At 72.1% G+C, this 15,108-nt stretch carries 14 protein-coding genes; 3 read left to right on the top strand and 11 right to left on the bottom strand.

Going from position 1 to position 15,108, the window contains the following annotated elements; genetic code table 11:
• Positions 1-69: 69 nt before the first annotated feature.
• The 9 genes from ACLQ25_RS00265 to ACLQ25_RS00225 all read right to left on the bottom strand — a co-directional run bounded on the left by ACLQ25_RS00265 (position 70) and on the right by ACLQ25_RS00225 (position 9,645).
• Positions 70-1,062, bottom strand: a complete 993-nt coding sequence (locus ACLQ25_RS00265; protein ID WP_425727949.1) for an ABC transporter substrate-binding protein — start codon at positions 1,060-1,062, stop codon at positions 70-72.
• 120 nt (positions 1,063-1,182) lie between these two features.
• Positions 1,183-1,875 carry an L-ribulose-5-phosphate 4-epimerase gene (locus ACLQ25_RS00260; RefSeq protein ID WP_425727947.1) on the bottom strand — a complete coding sequence of 231 codons (693 nt, stop codon included), beginning with the start codon at positions 1,873-1,875 and terminating at the stop codon, positions 1,183-1,185.
• Positions 1,872-3,554, bottom strand: coding sequence for a ribulokinase (gene araB / locus ACLQ25_RS00255; RefSeq protein ID WP_425727945.1), 1,683 nt, complete (start codon positions 3,552-3,554; stop codon positions 1,872-1,874). Before araB ends, ACLQ25_RS00260 begins: the two co-directional genes overlap by 4 nt.
• Positions 3,555-4,089: 535 nt before the next feature.
• On the bottom strand, positions 4,090-4,878 hold the full coding sequence (locus tag ACLQ25_RS00250) for an ABC transporter permease (protein ID WP_425727943.1): 789 nt from the start codon (positions 4,876-4,878) through the stop codon (positions 4,090-4,092).
• Positions 4,875-5,843 carry an ATP-binding cassette domain-containing protein gene (locus tag ACLQ25_RS00245; protein ID WP_425727941.1) on the bottom strand — a complete coding sequence of 323 codons (969 nt, stop codon included), beginning with the start codon at positions 5,841-5,843 and terminating at the stop codon, positions 4,875-4,877. Before ACLQ25_RS00245 ends, ACLQ25_RS00250 begins: the two co-directional genes overlap by 4 nt.
• A 32-nt stretch (positions 5,844-5,875) precedes the next feature.
• A complete protein-coding gene (locus ACLQ25_RS00240) occupies positions 5,876-6,718 on the bottom strand; it encodes a DUF4097 family beta strand repeat-containing protein (protein WP_425727939.1) in 843 nt (280 codons plus the stop codon).
• Between the two features lie 57 nt (positions 6,719-6,775).
• On the bottom strand, positions 6,776-7,303 hold the full coding sequence (locus ACLQ25_RS00235; RefSeq protein ID WP_425727937.1) for a hypothetical protein: 528 nt from the start codon (positions 7,301-7,303) through the stop codon (positions 6,776-6,778).
• Positions 7,304-7,369: 66 nt separating this feature from the next.
• Positions 7,370-8,581: an FUSC family protein gene (locus tag ACLQ25_RS00230; RefSeq protein WP_425727935.1), complete on the bottom strand. Its 1,212-nt coding sequence runs from the start codon at positions 8,579-8,581 to the stop codon at positions 7,370-7,372.
• Positions 8,582-8,676: 95 nt separating this feature from the next.
• The gene (locus tag ACLQ25_RS00225) at positions 8,677-9,645 is read right to left on the bottom strand and encodes an SDR family NAD(P)-dependent oxidoreductase (protein ID WP_425727933.1); all 969 of its coding nucleotides are present in this window, start codon (positions 9,643-9,645) and stop codon (positions 8,677-8,679) included.
• A gap of 82 nt (positions 9,646-9,727) precedes the next feature.
• Between ACLQ25_RS00225 and ACLQ25_RS00220 the strand changes: the two genes are divergently transcribed.
• A complete protein-coding gene (locus ACLQ25_RS00220) occupies positions 9,728-10,654 on the top strand; it encodes an AraC family transcriptional regulator (RefSeq protein ID WP_425727931.1) in 927 nt (308 codons plus the stop codon).
• 160 nt (positions 10,655-10,814) lie between these two features.
• Positions 10,815-13,010, top strand: coding sequence for a hypothetical protein (locus tag ACLQ25_RS00215; RefSeq protein ID WP_425727929.1), 2,196 nt, complete (start codon positions 10,815-10,817; stop codon positions 13,008-13,010).
• 8 nt (positions 13,011-13,018) lie between these two features.
• Here ACLQ25_RS00215 and ACLQ25_RS00210 read toward each other — a convergent pair whose 3' ends face one another.
• A complete protein-coding gene (locus ACLQ25_RS00210; protein WP_425727927.1) occupies positions 13,019-13,768 on the bottom strand; it encodes an SDR family oxidoreductase in 750 nt (249 codons plus the stop codon).
• 123 nt (positions 13,769-13,891) lie between these two features.
• Here ACLQ25_RS00210 and ACLQ25_RS00205 point away from each other — a divergent pair, with 123 nt between their 5' ends.
• Positions 13,892-14,542, top strand: a complete 651-nt coding sequence (locus ACLQ25_RS00205) for a methyltransferase domain-containing protein (RefSeq protein WP_425727925.1) — start codon at positions 13,892-13,894, stop codon at positions 14,540-14,542.
• Positions 14,543-14,548: 6 nt separating this feature from the next.
• Here ACLQ25_RS00205 and ACLQ25_RS00200 read toward each other — a convergent pair whose 3' ends face one another.
• Complete coding sequence (locus ACLQ25_RS00200) at positions 14,549-15,079, bottom strand: adenylate kinase (protein WP_425727923.1); 531 nt, start codon at positions 15,077-15,079, stop codon at positions 14,549-14,551.
• Positions 15,080-15,108: the final 29 nt, after the last annotated feature.

The following is a 15,108-nucleotide window of genomic DNA, read 5'->3' as shown; positions in this document are numbered from 1 at the left end:
CGGTCCGTTCGGGTTTACGGGGCGACGCGGCGGGGCCGCCACGCGAGCGCGGCGACCCCTTTACGTCGATCAGTACTTGCGGTTGGGCAGAGCCTCCTTGGCCTGCTCCTGGGTGAAGGTGGTCTCCTCGGTCTCGATCCGAGCCGGCACCGTCTCGCCCGCCTTGACCTTCTTGGCGAGGTCCATCAGCTGTGGGCCGAGCAGCGGGCTGCACTCCGCGATGAAGTTGAACTTCCCGTCGGCGAGAGCCTGCATACCGTCCTTGACGGCGTCGACCGTGATGATGGTGATGTCCTTGCCCGGCACCTTGCCGGCCGCGGTGATCGCCTCGAGAGCACCCAGACCCATGTCGTCGTTGTGCGCGAACAGCACGTCGATCTTCGGGTTGGCCTTGAGGAACTGCTCCATGACCTGCTTGCCGCCCGCCCGGGTGAAGTCACCCGGCTGCGAGGCGATGATCTTCAGGTTCGGGTTGGCGGCGATCGCCTCGCCGAAGCCCTTCTTGCGGTCGTTCGCCGGAGCGGCACCCGTGTTGCCCTGCAGCTCGACGATGTTGACCGGGCCCGTGGCGCCCTTCTTCTGCTCGACCAGCCACTCGCCCGCGAGCTTGCCTTCCTTGACGAAGTCCGAGCCGAGGAAGGTCTTGTAGAGGCTCTTGTCGGCCGAGTCGACCGAGCGGTCGGTCAGGATGACCGGGATGCCGGCGTCCTTGGCCTCCTTGAGCACGGTGTCCCATCCGGACTCCACCACCGGCGAGAAGGCGATGACGTCCACCTTCTGCTGGATGTAGTTGCGGATGGCCTTGATCTGGTTTTCCTGCTTCTGCTGCGCGTCGTCGAACTTCAGCTCGATGCCCGCCGCGGCCGCCGACTCCTTGATCGAGGTGGTGTTCGCCGTACGCCACCCGCTCTCGGCGCCGACCTGGGAGAAGCCCATGGTGATCTTGCCGTCGTCCTTGGACCCGCCGCCGCCGGTGTCGCTGTTGCCGCAGGCCGCCACGCCGCCGATGAGCAGCACACTGGCGAGGACCGCGATAGCACGCTGCGTTCGCATCTTTCTCATCAGATCTCCTTGGCTGGGTGTGGTGGGGACCGCGTCAGCCGCCGACGAGCAGAGGTGGCGTACGCGGGTGGTGCGTGCTGGTGCGTCGGTGGAGCAGACCGGCGGGCCGTGTGGAGACGGTCAGGAGCCCGCCGGTGCGACTGGTTGTTGGCCGTAGACGTTCTGGTACCGGTGGTAGAGGGCGTCGATGTCGGCCTGCGCGATCGGCACGGGCTGCCCGAGGGTGCGCGCCAGGTACGAGGTACGGGCCACGTCCTCGCACATCACTGCGGCCTTGACCGCCGCGCGGGCGTTCCGGCCGATGGTGAAGACGCCGTGGTTCTGCATGAGCACGGCGGGTGAACGGTGCCCGGAGAGCGTGGCGACGATGCCCTTGCCGATGTCGTCGCCGCCGATGAGCGCGAACGGGCCCAGCGGAATCTCCCCGCCGAACTCGTCGGCCTGCGCGGTGAGGTGGCAGGGGATCGCCTCGCCACAGGCGGCCCAGGCGCTGGCGTACGAGCTGTGCGTGTGCACCACGCCGCCGACCTCGGGCATCGCGCGGTAGACGTAGGCGTGGGCGGCCGTGTCGCTGGACGGCGCCAGGTCACCCTCGACGAGGACGCCGTCGAGGTCGCAGACCACCATCGTCTCGGCCGTGAGGTCGTCGTAGCCCACGCCGCTCGGCTTGATGACCATGAGGTCCTGGCCGGGCACCCGGGCGGAGACGTTGCCGGACGTCCAGGCGACCAGGTTGTACCGGGTCAGCTCGCTGTGCAGGCGGGCAACGGTCTCGCGCAGTTCACCGATCTGGCGGCTCACCTCTGCGTTCATGCGACGACCTCCAGCGTGGCCTCGTGCGTGGGCGCGGCGGCCTCTACCGCCGCGTTGCGGATCGCCCGGAGGCGGAGCATGACGTCGTTGCCGCCGCGACCGAAGTGGTCGTGCAGCGCCCGGTACTCGGCGTACAGGCCGTCGTAGGCACGGGCCCGCTCCGGATCCGGCGTGTAGACGGCCTCGTGCACCCGCCCCATCGCCTGGGACGCCTCGTGGATCGACGGGTACGCCCCGGCGGCGACGGCGGCGTGGATCGCCGAGCCGAGCGCCGGCCCCTGCGCGGACGCGATGATGTTCAGCGGACGCTTGGTCACGTCGGCGTAGATCTGCATCAGGAGCTTGTTGTTGGTGAGGCCGCCGGCGATCACCAGGTCGTTGACGGGCACCCCGGCCTCGACGAACGCGTCGATGATCATCCGGGTGCCGTACGCCGTGGCTTCCAGCAGCGCGCGGTAGATGTCCTGCGGGCGGGTGGCCAGGGTCATCCCGACGATCATCCCGCTCAGGTCGTGGTTGACCAGCAGCGAGCGGTTGCCGTTCCACCAGTCCAGCGCGATCAGGCCGTGCGCGCCGACCGGCTGGCTGGCGGCCAACTCGGTGAGGCGTTCGTGCGAGTCGAACCCGGCCGGTGCGCCGTGCTCGACGAACCAGCCGAAGATGTCGCCGACACCGCTCTGGCCGGCCTCGTAGCCCCACGCGCCGGGGCTGATGCCGCCGTCGACCACGCCGCACATCCCGGCGACCTCGGCCGGGTGCTCGCCGTTGACCACGTGGCAGGTGGACGTGCCCATGATGGCGACCAGCCGACCGGGCTGTACGGCCTGGGCAGAGGCCGCGGTGACGTGCGCGTCGACGTTGCCGACCGCCACGGCGATCCCCTCCGGGAGGCCGGTCCAGGCGGAGGCGCGGGCGCTGAGCGTGCCGGCCCGCGCGCCGAGCGGCAGCAGCGGACCGTCGAGCTTGGCCACGAAGTCGCCGAAGTCGGGGTTGAGCGCGGTCAGGAAGCTCTCGGACGGGTACTGCCCGTCCTGCAGGATGCCCTTGTAGCCGGCCGTGCAGACGTTACGGGTCTCGGTGCCGCTGAGCTGCCAGACGATCCAGTCGGCGGCCTCGATGAACCGCTCGGCCCGGTGGTAGATCTCCGGGTCCTCCTCCAGGATCTGCAGACCCTTGGCGTACTGCCACTCGGCGGAGATCTTTCCGCCGTACCGGCCGATCCACGGCTCCGACCGCTCGTGGGCCAGCGCGTTGATCCGGTCGGCGTGCGGCTGCGCGGCGTGGTGCTTCCACAGCTTGACCCAGGAGTGCGGCCGGTCGCGCAGCTCGGGATCCTCGCAGAGCGGGGTGCCGTCGGCGCGCGTCGGGAGCACGGTGCAGGCGGTGAAGTCGATGCCGATGCCCACCACCGCCGCCGGGTCCACCCCCGCCGCGGCGATCGCGGCCGGAACGGCGTGGCGCAGCACGTCGCGGTAGTCGTCCGGATTCTGCAACGCCCAGTCCGGAGGCAGCGACCGACCTCCGGGCAGCGTCTCGCTGATGACCCCGTCGCCGTACTCGTGCACCGCGGTCCCGAGCTCGGCACCATCAGAAACCCGGACCACCAGGGCCCGCCCGGAGAGGGTGCCGAAATCGACACCCACGACGTAGCTTTCGGCAGCTCCGCCCACACGCTCCATGTTCACCTCCACCGTTAACGGGGATAGTGTTAACGCTCACATCCAGCCTCGTCAAGACATCTACCTGCAACAGCTCCGTAACGGAACGCGGAGGCCGTACCGACTCGGGCTCGTCGATACCGGACCGGCGCACGGCGCTCGATCCGGGGCGGCGGGCGGGCGTGACCCCGTCAGATGGCGATGACGATCGCCCGCCGGCACGGATGGCAGCGATAACATCGACGGTCTCGCCGCCCCCGCATGATCAGACGCGTCGAACGCGCCCGGGCCCCTGACCCCGCGCTCCGGTGCCCGACCACCACGGGGGGTCGCTGGCCGGTGCGGCGTGTTATCGATGACATTCGATGCGCCGATCCCGGTATCTGATCATCGCCGCAGTGGCCGGCTCCGGGCCGACCGTGTCCGGGGCTTCCGGGCCCCTCCGGACGGGCGGGCCGGGCTGCGGGCTGGCGCGGGTACCGCTCGGCGACACACCGAAAGACCGACGGCCCGGCCCCATCCGGGCCGGGTCATCGGTCGTCAGAGGACGTTGGGGTCAGGCCGTTCGGGGACGGTTGTAGAGCGCCTTTGCCCAGCAGAAGCAGCCGACCGTGATGACGGCGCACCAGGCGACCGCGAGGAGCCCGTTGACACCGATTCCGCTGCCGAGCAGCAGGCCACGGAGCGTCTCCATGACCGGGGTTAAGGGCTGGTAGTCGGCGAACAGGCGGACCGGCGTCGGCATCGAGTCGGTGGGGACGAACCCGCTGCCGAGGAACGGCAACAGCACCAGCGGCATGGGCAGGTTGCTGGCCGTCTCGACGCTTCTGGTGACCAGACCCAGGGCGACCGACAGCCAGGTGACGGCGACGGTGACCATGGTCAGCACGCCGATCGCGGCGAGCCACTCGACAGCGTCGGCGGTGGGGCGGAACCCGACGAGCAGCGCCGCGCCCGTGACGGCCGCCAGGCTGACCATCGTCTGGAACACGCTGCCCACCACGTGGCCGGTGAGCACCGACGGTCGGAAGATCGCCATGGTACGGAAACGGGCGATGATGCCCTCGGCCATGTCCATGGCGACCGAGATCGCGGTGCCCTGCGTCGCGCTGGCCACCGTGATGAGCAGGATGCCGGGGGTGACGTAGTTGGCGTACTCGGCCCGACCCCCGGTCGGCCCGAGGCCGGCGCCGAGCGTGCCGCCGAAGACGTACACGAAGAGCAGCAGAAGGATGACCGGGATGCCGACGAGCATCAGGGTCAGCGACGGGTAGCGGCGCATGTGCAGGAGGTTGCGCCGCAGCATGGTGGAGGAGTCGCGCAGGGCGAAGGTGAGGGTGCTCATCGCGCGGTGGCCCTTTCGCGGGTGGAGGGAGCGTCGGGTTGGCCGGTGAGGGCGAGGAAGACGTCGTCGAGGTCCGGGGTGTGCACGGCGAGACCGGCGACGGTGATGGAGCCCCGGTCGAGGTCGTCGAGGAGGGACCGCAGCGAACCCACCCCGCCGTCGCTCGGCACCTCGAGGGTCAGCGCCGCGTCGTCCCGGGTGGCCGTCGCGAACGTACGGGCCGCCGAGTCGAGTTCGCCCTGGTCGGCGAAGCGCAGGACCACGTGACCGCCCGGGATGAGTCGCTTGAGCTCGTGCGGGGTGCCCTCGGCGATCAGCCGACCGTGGTCGAGGAAGGCGACGCGGTCGGCGAGCTGGTCGGCCTCTTCCAGGTACTGGGTCGTCAACAGGATGGTGACGCCCTCGGCGGCCAGCGCCTTGATGATGTGCCACATGGCGCGGCGGCTGCGCGGGTCGAGCCCGGTCGTCGGCTCGTCGAGGAAGATGACGCGGGGATCGCCGACGAGTGTCATCGCGAGGTCGAGTCGACGGCGCATGCCGCCGGAGTACGTCGCGGCCGGCTTGTCCGCCGTTTCGGTCAGGTCGAACTGGTCGAGCAGGTCGGCGATCCGGCGGCGGCCCGCCGCGCGGTCCAGGTGACACAGATCGGCCAAGAGGTGCAGGTTCTCCCGGCCGGTGAGCAGGCTGTCCACCGCGGAGAACTGACCGGTGACGCCGATCGACCCGCGTACCGCGTCGGCCTCGCGGGTCACGTCGTGGCCGAGGACGCGGGCGTGGCCGCCGTCGGCGGGAAGGAGGGTGGAGAGGATCTGCACGGTGGTGGTCTTGCCGGCGCCGTTGGGGCCGAGCAGCGCGAAGATCGTTCCCTCGGTGATCATCAGGTCGATGCCGTCGAGCACGACCTTGTCGCCGTAGGACTTGCGCAGCTCGGTGGTGACGATCGCGGGTCTGCTGCTGCCGGTCATGGTTTCCTCATCTGTGGTGGGGCCGGGGCGCGTCAGGCGCGGCGGATGGTGATGTCGCCGTAGGAGGTGTTGGCGCGGATCTCGACCGTCTCGTCGGTCTCGGCCGGGCTGTCGGCCGCGTCGAGGGCGTTGTGGACGCGGCCGTGTCGGGAGCTGACGTCGAGCCAGGCGGCGGTGCCACGCCGGACCCCCACCTCGATCGCGCCGTAGGAGGTCTGTGAGTCGATTGACCCGCGCACGACCTCGCCCAGCCGCACGTTGCCGTACGCGGTGCGCGCCGCCACCGAGGCGGTCGACGCGTCGACGGTGATGTCGCCGTATGCGGTGTTGATGCGGACGTCGCCTCCGCTGCGGCCGATCCAGCAGTCGCCGGAGGAATTCTTGATCTCCGCGTCGCCGTCGACCGCGCCGAGGCGCACCTTGCCGGACGACGCCTTCACCCGGGCCGAACCGGTGACATGCTCCACCGCGACCTCGCCGTGGCTGCTGTCGATCTCCAACGGCCCGGTCTCCTCCAGTCGGATCGCGCTTCCGGTCTTGATCCGGCACTCGCCGAGCCGCCCCTGGGCGCGGAAGGCCGCCCACGCCGCCTCGGCGTACAGCCGCGTGCCGGTCGGCACCTCGATCAGGACGTCGACCGACGGTCCGGAGCCGAAGCCGTACCGACGCCAGCTCTTCGGCACCCTGATGCGCAGTTGCCCGGCGGCGAAGTCGACGGTGGTCTGCTCGGCCGCGTTCACGTCGGCCTTGCTCGACGGGTCGCGGGGCCGGACCCGTACCACTGTGTCGGTGCGGTCGGTCGCGGCGATCCAGGCGTCCCCGATGGGCAGCTCGACCTGGACGGAGATCGGTTCTGGCGTGTCGAAAACAGGCATGGTGGTCTCCCGGGAGGTGTTGGCGGAGGCGGAAAGAGCTACGGGTGGGCGTGCGGCTCAGCGCGCCCAGCCGGTGACGTGCTGGCCGGACCTCGGGGGCTCCGGCCGGCGCGGCGGCTGACGGTCGGGGCCGCCGGCCCCGACGGCGCCGGCGACGGCGCGCACCAGCCACGCGTTGACGGAGAGCCCGGCGCGACTCGCGGCCTCGTCGACGCTGGCCTTGAGGTGATCGGGAAGGCGGAGGTTGATCCGGGACGTGCCGCCCTCGTCGCCCTCGGGTGGTAGCAGCGGCACCGGGGCCGGAGCCGGCGCGGCGGGCTCGACCGGCCCGTCCGTGGGCGAGGTGGCGGGCGCCACCACGAAGTCGGGCTCACGTCCGCGCAGCCGGACGTGCACCGACCCGGGGGCGAGATCGCGGGTGATCTCGTCGGCCGCGTCGGACAGCGCCTCGAGCAGCGTGAGGTGGGTCGCCGCTTCGAGCTGGGTGAAGAGCCGTTCGGCCAGCGCCCGACTCTCCGGTTCCACGCCCTCGGCTGCCACGGCGAACTCGTTACGCAGGTTCTCGACGTACGGCCTCAAGTCCATGGCACCATCATGGCACCACTTTGGCTCAGGGTGCAACACCTGTGGCTCAGATTGCTGCCATGGTGCTCATCGGCGCTGCTCAGCGGGTGTGTCAGCGGTTGCGAACGCGCGGCGGACCACCCGGTTCGCGGCGTCCTGGCTCAGACCGGTGGCCACCAGCAGGTCGCTGGCGGTCGTCCGGACCTGCGCCACCACGACGTTCCCGGAGAAGCCGACGCCTTCCCGGTAGGCGTCGCCGGCGGCGCAGACCGCCTGGAGCGCCCGCTCGCGCGCCTGAACGGGTTCACGGCCGGCGGCGAACTGCCGCTGGAGCAGGCGTACCGCCTCGGCCAGGCCGGCGACCGCCGTGGGCATGGGTTCCGGGACGGGCTCACCATCCTCGAGCAGGGTCACCGCCCTACGGATCAGCGTCCCCGCGTTACGCATGGCCCGGTCGACCGGCTCCGCCGTGCGCGCGTACCGGGCCACCGGCCCCTGCCGCTGATGCCAGTGCACGGGAGAGAGGGTGCTGGCCTCCCGGGCCCCCTGCGTCGCCTCGATGAGCGCACCCAGCTCGTCCTTGTTCTGCCGCAACCTCGCCCGGGCGGTCAGCGCGCGGTCGATGTCCCGGTCGGCCAACGCGCCGGCGGTGGCGTCGAGTTGGGCGCTGAGCAGGTCCAGCGCCGGTCGCGCGGCCCGGTTGAGCACCCGCAACGGGCTCAACGGCAGCAGGACGGCGGTGACCAGCAGCGCCACTGCGCCCCCGACGAGAGCGTCCACGAAGCGGGGGATCTCCAGGTCGCGCACGGTTGGACTCAGCGTCGCGATGAGCACCGCCGTGGCGCCCGCCTGGATCACCACGGCCGCGCTGCCGACGAGGAACAGCGCGACGAGGATCGCCAACACGACGATCAGGGCGAGCTGCCACCACCCCGTGCCCATCACCCCGAGCAGCAGGTCACCGACCAGCACCCCGACGGTGACACCGATGATCAGCTCTACGGTGCGGCGCAGGCGTTGCCCGACCGACGCCGCGAGGGTGGAGACCGCGGAGATCGGCGCGAACACCGGCTGCGAGACGTGCAGCACCTCGCGCACCACCAGCCAGGACAGCGCTGCGGCCACGCCGGCCTGCAGGGCCAGCCCCCCGATACCCCGAACCCGCCGCGCTCGATCCCGCAGCGTGCCCGACAGCTGGCCCCGCAGCCGCGCGACGGCCGACGCCGGGCCGGCCGGCGCTGCCCCGTCGGCGCGCGCCGACGCGTCCCCGTCCGCACCGGGACGACCGGCAGCGACCATGGCGGGCGGCTACCCCGCCGTACCCCGATCAATCCTGAACGCCGGGCGCGCCCACGCGGGCCCGCGCCGCGCCCGGCGCCGGACGGCGGTCCCGCTCAGCGCTCGGCAAGCGCTTTCTCGGCGTACGCCCAGAGCTCGTCCGCGGCCGCCGGGTCGACCGCGTGGTCCGCGACGCCGTCCGAGGCATCGGGGCCGCCGGGAACCACCTCCATCTCCTGGTTGTCGACGAAGTACCGGCCCCCGATGCCGTCGAGCAGGGGCGACGCCGCGAGCAGGACCGTGGTCGACGCGCCCCGGGCGGGCGTCTTGTAGTAGTCCGGCACCAGGAGGTTGCCCGCCTCGTCCATCCCGCCGAGCGCGCGCATCGTGTCGTCGTCGAGGTGGCGCTGGAGCTTTGTGTGGATGTATCCGGGGTTGAGGGCGTTGGCGGTGATCCCGTCCGCCGCCCACCGCCGGGTGATGCCCACCGCCAGCAGGACGTCCGCCGTCTTCGACTGCCCGTACGCCGTCCACCGGTCGTACGGCCGCCGCTCGAAGTGGGGATCCGCGGCGTCGAACGGGGCGCTCAGGTGCGCTCCAGAGCTGACCAGCACGACCCGCGCCGCGCCCGCCGCCCGCAGGTTGTCGCGCAGTCCGACGGCCAGCGCGAAGTGCCCCAGGTAGTTGGTCGCGAGCTGGAGTTCCCAGCCCTGGGCCGAGAGCTGACGGGTCGGCAGCGCCATGATGCCGGCGTTGGCGACCAGCGCGTCGAGCGGGCCGTCCCAGGCCTCGACGAACGCGTCGACCGACGACAGATCGGCGAGGTCGAGCGCGGCCGACCGGACGCTTCCCCGCGCGGCGTCGCCGACGAACTCCTCGACGAGCCCCGCGGCCCGATCCGGGTCACGGACCGCTACCGTGACCTCCGCGCCGGCGCCGGCCAGGGCGCGAACGGTCTCGACACCGATGCCGGAGGCGCCGCCCGTGACGATCATCCGACGCCCGGTCAGGTCCACACCGTCGAGGATCTCGGCGGCGGTGGTGCGGGCGGTGAATCCAGTGGTGAGACGTGCGTGCGCTGTCATGTCCACCACGCTATGCAGCTCACTCTGGACTGCCTATAGTCTGGAATCCTTCATACTTTCGCGAGCGTCCAGGACGGTGAGGATGGACCCGCTCGAAGACGTGCTGGCACTGCTCGGCGCCACCGCGCACCTGTCCGCCGGTCTCGTCGCCGGTGGGCGCTGGGCGGTCCGGTTCGACCCGCCGGTCGGCGCCAAGTTCAACGCCATCCGACGCGGCAACTGCCACCTCCTCATCGAGGGCGAGGCGGAACCGATCGCCCTCACCGAGGGCGACTGCTACCTGTTGACCCGGCCGGTGTCGTACACGCTCTTCAGCGATCCCGACGTGCCGGCCCAGCCGGCGTACCCGATCTTCGCCGCCGCCGGCGACGGCGTGGCACACGCCGGTGCGGGCGCCGACATGTTCCTCATCGGCGGCGCGTTCTCCCTGGGTGACAGGGGTCGCAGCCTCCTGCTGGACGGCCTTCCGCCGGTCATCCACGTGCCGGCCGACGCTCCCGAGGCCGCCACCATCCGGTGGGCCCTCGACCAGATCGACATCGAGCTGCGGCGGCCCCAACTCGGGTCGCGGCTCGTCGCGGAACACCTGGCGCTCGTCCTGCTGATCCAGGTCCTGCGGGTGCACCTCGCCCGCGACCCGCAGCACACCTCCGGTTGGCTGGCCGGGCTCGCCGACCCGGTGGTCGCCCCCGCGCTACGGGCGATGCACGCCCGGCCCGCGCAGCAGTGGACGGTGGACGCGATCGCCCGCACCGCCGCCGTCTCCCGCTCGACGCTCGCCGCCCGCTTCCGGAAGGTCGTCGGCGTCGGTCCGCTGGAATACCTCACCGGATGGCGGATCGAACTCGCGGCGGACCGCATCCGGCACGGCTCCGACTCCGTCGCGGCCATCGCCCGAGCCGTCGGGTACGGCTCGGAGAGCGCCCTCAGCGTGGCCTTCAAACGGGTCACCGGCGTCTCACCACGCGCCTACCGCCAGGAGGTGTCCGGGAGCGTTCCGGGCGGGTAGGTGCGCGGCAAGCGCCGACTGGGGCGACCCCGGGCGATTGGGCGCTTCCGGGCGGGGTAGACCCCGGTCCGCCACACCGGTGGCGGGCCACCCACGGACCGATCGCCGGCACCGGGCGGTCGGGGTGTCTCGGGGGGCGGTGGCGGATGGATCAGCGCGGATGAGCGGCCCGGACACCGCCTCCGGCATCGTGGAGCTGCGGGTGCACGGCGTTTCCGGCGCGAGCACCGAGCAGGTGCTGGGCCTGGCGCGGACGGTGCAGGTCGCGGGCGACCACATGGGCGGCTTCGTCCGGGTCCGGCCGCGCTGGGCGAGCCCCGAGGCGCGCGGTGTGACGCTGGAGGCGTACCGCTGGGGCGACCTGCCCTCCGGAACCGTCGCCCGCACCCTGGCGCTGGTGCTCCTACTGCCGTTCCTGCTGATAAACGTGGCGATCTGGATGCGGCCGGCGAACCCCCGCTCGGAGAGCGTGGTCAAGTCCCTCTGCCGGGTGCTGGCACTCACCCTCACCGTGCTGTACGTGCTCGCCATCGCCGGCGTCGCCCTCGACCTGCTCGCCTGGCACTGCCTGAACTCGCCCCGCTGCCTGGCCGGCCGCAGCTGGTTGTCCTGGTTCAGCGGGCAGCCCGTCGGGCGACGACTGGCGGTGTTCGCGCTGGTCCCGGCCGCCGCGATCGGCCTGGTGTGGCGGCTCAGCAACCGGCCCGGGCGGTCGTTCGAGGCGTTCCGCGCGCCCGACGAGGAGGTCGCCGGGCATCGGCTCAGCAAGGTCGGCACGTGGGACGCGGAACCCCTGGTGGGGCGGCTGCGGTCCGTGCACGTCGCCGGGGCGTTCGGGACGCTGAGTCTCGTCCTGCTCACCGCTCGCGCCGCGCGCGACGCCTCGGTCGCCACGATCGCGTTGGCGGTGGTCACGGGCGTGGTCCTGGCGGCCTGTGTGGCGCTGCTCTGCACGCCGGCGCTGATCGACCGGTCCCCGACCGACCGGCGGCTCGACACGATCACCACCACCCTGCGCACGACCGCGACGGTCCTGGCCGTCGTGGTCGCCGCCCACGTGGCGACCAGCCCGGCCGGCTGGCGCGAGGACGCCACTCTGCCCGGCTACGACAGGACGCTGGTCTGGCTGTTCGCCACCCAGACGATCCTGCTGGCCGCCCTCGGGGCGATCCTGCTCTGGCGGCGCAGGGGCAGCCCCCTGTTCGGGTTGGGAGCGCTGGTCATCGCGGCCGCGGCGATCAGCACGGCGGTGGGGTACTCCGCCGAACTGGCCTACCGGGTGGCGGACTACCTCGACCGCGACCTGCCGACCGGGGAGGGCATCGCGACGGGTCCGCCCCGGGCGTACACCTGGGCGATCTTCGGTTTTCTCCGTACCGCGCTGGTCACGGCGCTCGTCGCCGTGCTGGTCGTCACGGTCTCCCGCTCCGGTCGTCGCCGCCGTGCGGCGGCGATCGTCACACGCGACTACCCGGACGCGCCGACGGAGGCCCGCCCGCGGCTGCGACAGGTACGCGACGCGGTGGCCCGGGCCAGCTTCACCGAACGTCTGGTGCTGCTGGGCGTGATCTTCGGTTGTCTCGCCGGGGTCAGCTCCGCCACCACCACCCTCGGCCTGATGGGCGTGTTTCCGGGCGACATCGTCGAGCGGGTCACCCGGTTGCCGGCCGGTGCGATCACCTTCAGCATCGCGTTCACCAGTTGGGTGAAGGCGGTGGGCCTTCTCGGCCTGGTGCTCGCCGGCGTCTTCGCCTACCGCACCACCACCTTCCGGCGGCACGTCGGGGTCATCTGGGACCTCGGCACCTTCTGGCCCCGGGCCGCCCACCCGTTCGCGCCGCCGTGCTACGCCGAACGGGCCGTGCCGGAGCTGACGCGGCGGATCACCTACCTGGTGGAGCGCGGGGACCACGTGCTGCTCTCCGGGCACAGCCACGGCTCGGTCCTGCTCGCCGCCGCGGTGCTCCAGTTGCCGTCCCGGATCGGCGATCGGGTCGCGCTGCTCACGCACGGGTCACCGCTGCGCCGGCTCTACGCGCGACTCTTCCCCGCCTACGTCGACGACGCGGTGCTGCGGGAGATCGGCAACCGGGTGGGCTGGCGCTGGGTCAACCTCTGGCGGGACACCGACCCGATCGGCGGGCGCGTCTTTGCCGACCGGGGACCCGAGGCGTCCGCCGGTGACCCGGCCGCCGCGGTGGACCGCCGGGAGGTCGACCCCAGCGACGTGGTGACCCCGCCCGGCGACAGCGTTCCGCCGCCGATCCTCGGGCACTGGCCGGCCGAATCCGACGAGCGGTTCGCGGCGGTGGTGCGGGAGTTGACGCACCGCCTGCGGCCCACCCCACCGGGGTGAGGCGGCGGCTACCCCGCCGTCCGGGCGCGCCACCCGTCGAGGCGGGTGGCGGCGATGCGGGCGCCGTCAGCCGGAACGAGCGAGCGCTCGGTCAGCGTGGCGCCGAAGTAACGCGCCCCGGGGTCGGAGACGACCGAACGGGAGTCGTGCCGGGTGGCGAGGACGGACCGTCCCAGCTCGTCGAGACGGAACTGTTCCGGTCCGGCGATCTCGACGACGCCGTTCGTCGGCTCGTCGAGCGCGACAGCGGTCACCTCGGACGCGACGTCGTCCGCCGCCATGGGTTGGATGAGCACCGGCGCCAGCCGTACCGTGTCGCCGTCCGTGGCGGCGTCGACGATGCCCTGGAGGAACTCGAAGAACTGGGTCGCATGGACCAGCGAGTACGGCAGACCGGACCCGGCGACGAGTTTCTCCTGTACGACCTTCGCCCGCATGTACCCGCTCTCCGGGAGCCGGTCGGAGCCCACGATCGACAGCACCACGTAGTGCCGCACCCCGGCGGTAGCGGCGGCGGCGAGGAGGTTCCGGGTCGACGTCTCGAAGAACTCCCGGACGGCGTTGTCCTCGAACGACGGGGAGTTCGACGTGTCCACGACGACGGCGGCGCCGTCGAGCGCCTCGGCCACCCCCTCGCCGGTCAGGGTGTTCACGCCGGTCTTCGGGGATGCCGCCACCGCCTCGTGGCCCTGCCCACCGAGGTTCTGGACGACCTTGGAGCCGATGAGACCGCTCCCGCCGATGACGACGATCTTCATGATCGGACCACTTCCGGTGCGCGGAATCGCCTGACGAACCCAGCCTACGGAGCGCGTCGGACCGACGCGGTTGACATCGCGACCCATGATTGTGGTCGCCGCCCGCGAATCCTGGAGGTCGACGTGGCCGCTGTGTCCCATCCGGTGTTCGCGCGGGTCTACGAGCGGCTCAGCGTCGCCATGGACCGTGCCGGCACCGCCGAGTTCCGCCGTGACCTGGCCGCCGGCCTGAGTGGCCGGGTGGTCGAGGTCGGCGCCGGCAACGGACGCATGTTCGCCCACTACCCCCGCGCCGTGACCGAGGTCGTCGCGGTCGAACCGGAACGTCGCCTACGCGCCGCCGCCGTCCGGGCGGCCGCGGGCGCACCGGTGCCGGTCACGGTCGTCGACGGCCTGGCCGAGGCGCTGCCCGCCGCCGACGGCGAGTTCGACGCGGCAGTGGTCGCGCTGGTGCTGTGCACCGTGCCCGACCAGGCGGCAGCGCTCGCCGAGATCCACCGCGTGCTGCGCCCCGGCGGGCAACTGCGCTTCTTCGAGCACGTCGCGGCCGAGGAACCCAGCCGCCTGCGCCGGGTACAGCGGCTGTCCGACGCCACGCTGTGGCCGAAGCTGTTCGCCGGCTGCCACACCGGCCGCGACACCACGGCCGCCATCACGGCGGCGGGGTTCGCCGTCGAGGAGCTGCGACGCTTCCGGTTCCCGACCGGCAGCTCCAGCCCGTCCTCGCCGTGCGTCGTGGGCCTGGCGAGGAGGGTCGACAAGCGGGCGGGCTGAGCGCGCTCACCGGGTCGGCAGGTTCGACAGCCAGTCATCCAGGGCCGCGGGGTGCGTGAACAGGAGAACCGGCGGGCCGGCCGGATCGGCCTGCCAGGCGCGCATCCGCCGCCGTGCGCGCCCGAACGCGGCGACGTGCCAGAGCAGGATCGAGTCCCGGGACAGCACACTGCCGACTGATTCGCGGTTGCCGTTGCAGATCACCTCGCCCGTGCCCAGGCGACGCGCCGTACGACGCAGGAGACGCCCGAACGAACGCCACCGCGGGTAGTCCAGGGCCACGACCAGGTCGGCGCGCGCCAGCGGTACGTCCCGCCACCCGTGGTACGCGCCGTCGAGGATCCAGGCGTCCCGGCGGCAGATCTTCTCGATCCGGCTGCGCTGCTCGGCGACCGGCACCTCAACCCACCCCGGCAGCCACAGCAGGTCGTCCACCGGATACCACGGCACGCCGAGGCGCTGCGCCAACCGCGCGGCGAGAGTGGACTTGCCCGCGCCGTACACCCCGTAGACCAGGATGCGACGCGGTGTGGCCATCGCGGCAGCGTACGCCGGCCGGCGACTAC

The sequence above is a fragment of the Micromonospora sp. DT44 genome (assembly GCF_049841635.1).
Classification (GTDB): Bacteria; Actinomycetota; Actinomycetes; order Mycobacteriales; family Micromonosporaceae; genus Micromonospora.
This window is presented reverse-complemented; position numbering and strand designations above follow the sequence as displayed.

Bases quoted from the DNA above. Each gene is read 5' to 3' on its own strand.
- ACLQ25_RS00265 (WP_425727949.1), bottom strand. From the start codon at position 1,062: ATGAGAAAGATGCGAACGCAGCGTGCTATCGCGGTCCTCGCCAGTGTG.
- ACLQ25_RS00260 (WP_425727947.1), bottom strand. From the start codon at position 1,875: ATGAACGCAGAGGTGAGCCGCCAGATCGGTGAACTGCGCGAGACCGTT.
- araB (WP_425727945.1), bottom strand. From the start codon at position 3,554: ATGGAGCGTGTGGGCGGAGCTGCCGAAAGCTACGTCGTGGGTGTCGAT.
- ACLQ25_RS00250 (WP_425727943.1), bottom strand. From the start codon at position 4,878: ATGAGCACCCTCACCTTCGCCCTGCGCGACTCCTCCACCATGCTGCGG.
- ACLQ25_RS00245 (WP_425727941.1), bottom strand. From the start codon at position 5,843: ATGACCGGCAGCAGCAGACCCGCGATCGTCACCACCGAGCTGCGCAAG.
- ACLQ25_RS00240 (WP_425727939.1), bottom strand. From the start codon at position 6,718: ATGCCTGTTTTCGACACGCCAGAACCGATCTCCGTCCAGGTCGAGCTG.
- ACLQ25_RS00235 (WP_425727937.1), bottom strand. From the start codon at position 7,303: ATGGACTTGAGGCCGTACGTCGAGAACCTGCGTAACGAGTTCGCCGTG.
- ACLQ25_RS00230 (WP_425727935.1), bottom strand. From the start codon at position 8,581: ATGGTCGCTGCCGGTCGTCCCGGTGCGGACGGGGACGCGTCGGCGCGC.
- ACLQ25_RS00225 (WP_425727933.1), bottom strand. From the start codon at position 9,645: ATGACAGCGCACGCACGTCTCACCACTGGATTCACCGCCCGCACCACC.
- ACLQ25_RS00220 (WP_425727931.1), top strand. From the start codon at position 9,728: ATGGACCCGCTCGAAGACGTGCTGGCACTGCTCGGCGCCACCGCGCAC.
- ACLQ25_RS00215 (WP_425727929.1), top strand. From the start codon at position 10,815: ATGAGCGGCCCGGACACCGCCTCCGGCATCGTGGAGCTGCGGGTGCAC.
- ACLQ25_RS00210 (WP_425727927.1), bottom strand. From the start codon at position 13,768: ATGAAGATCGTCGTCATCGGCGGGAGCGGTCTCATCGGCTCCAAGGTC.
- ACLQ25_RS00200 (WP_425727923.1), bottom strand. From the start codon at position 15,079: ATGGCCACACCGCGTCGCATCCTGGTCTACGGGGTGTACGGCGCGGGC.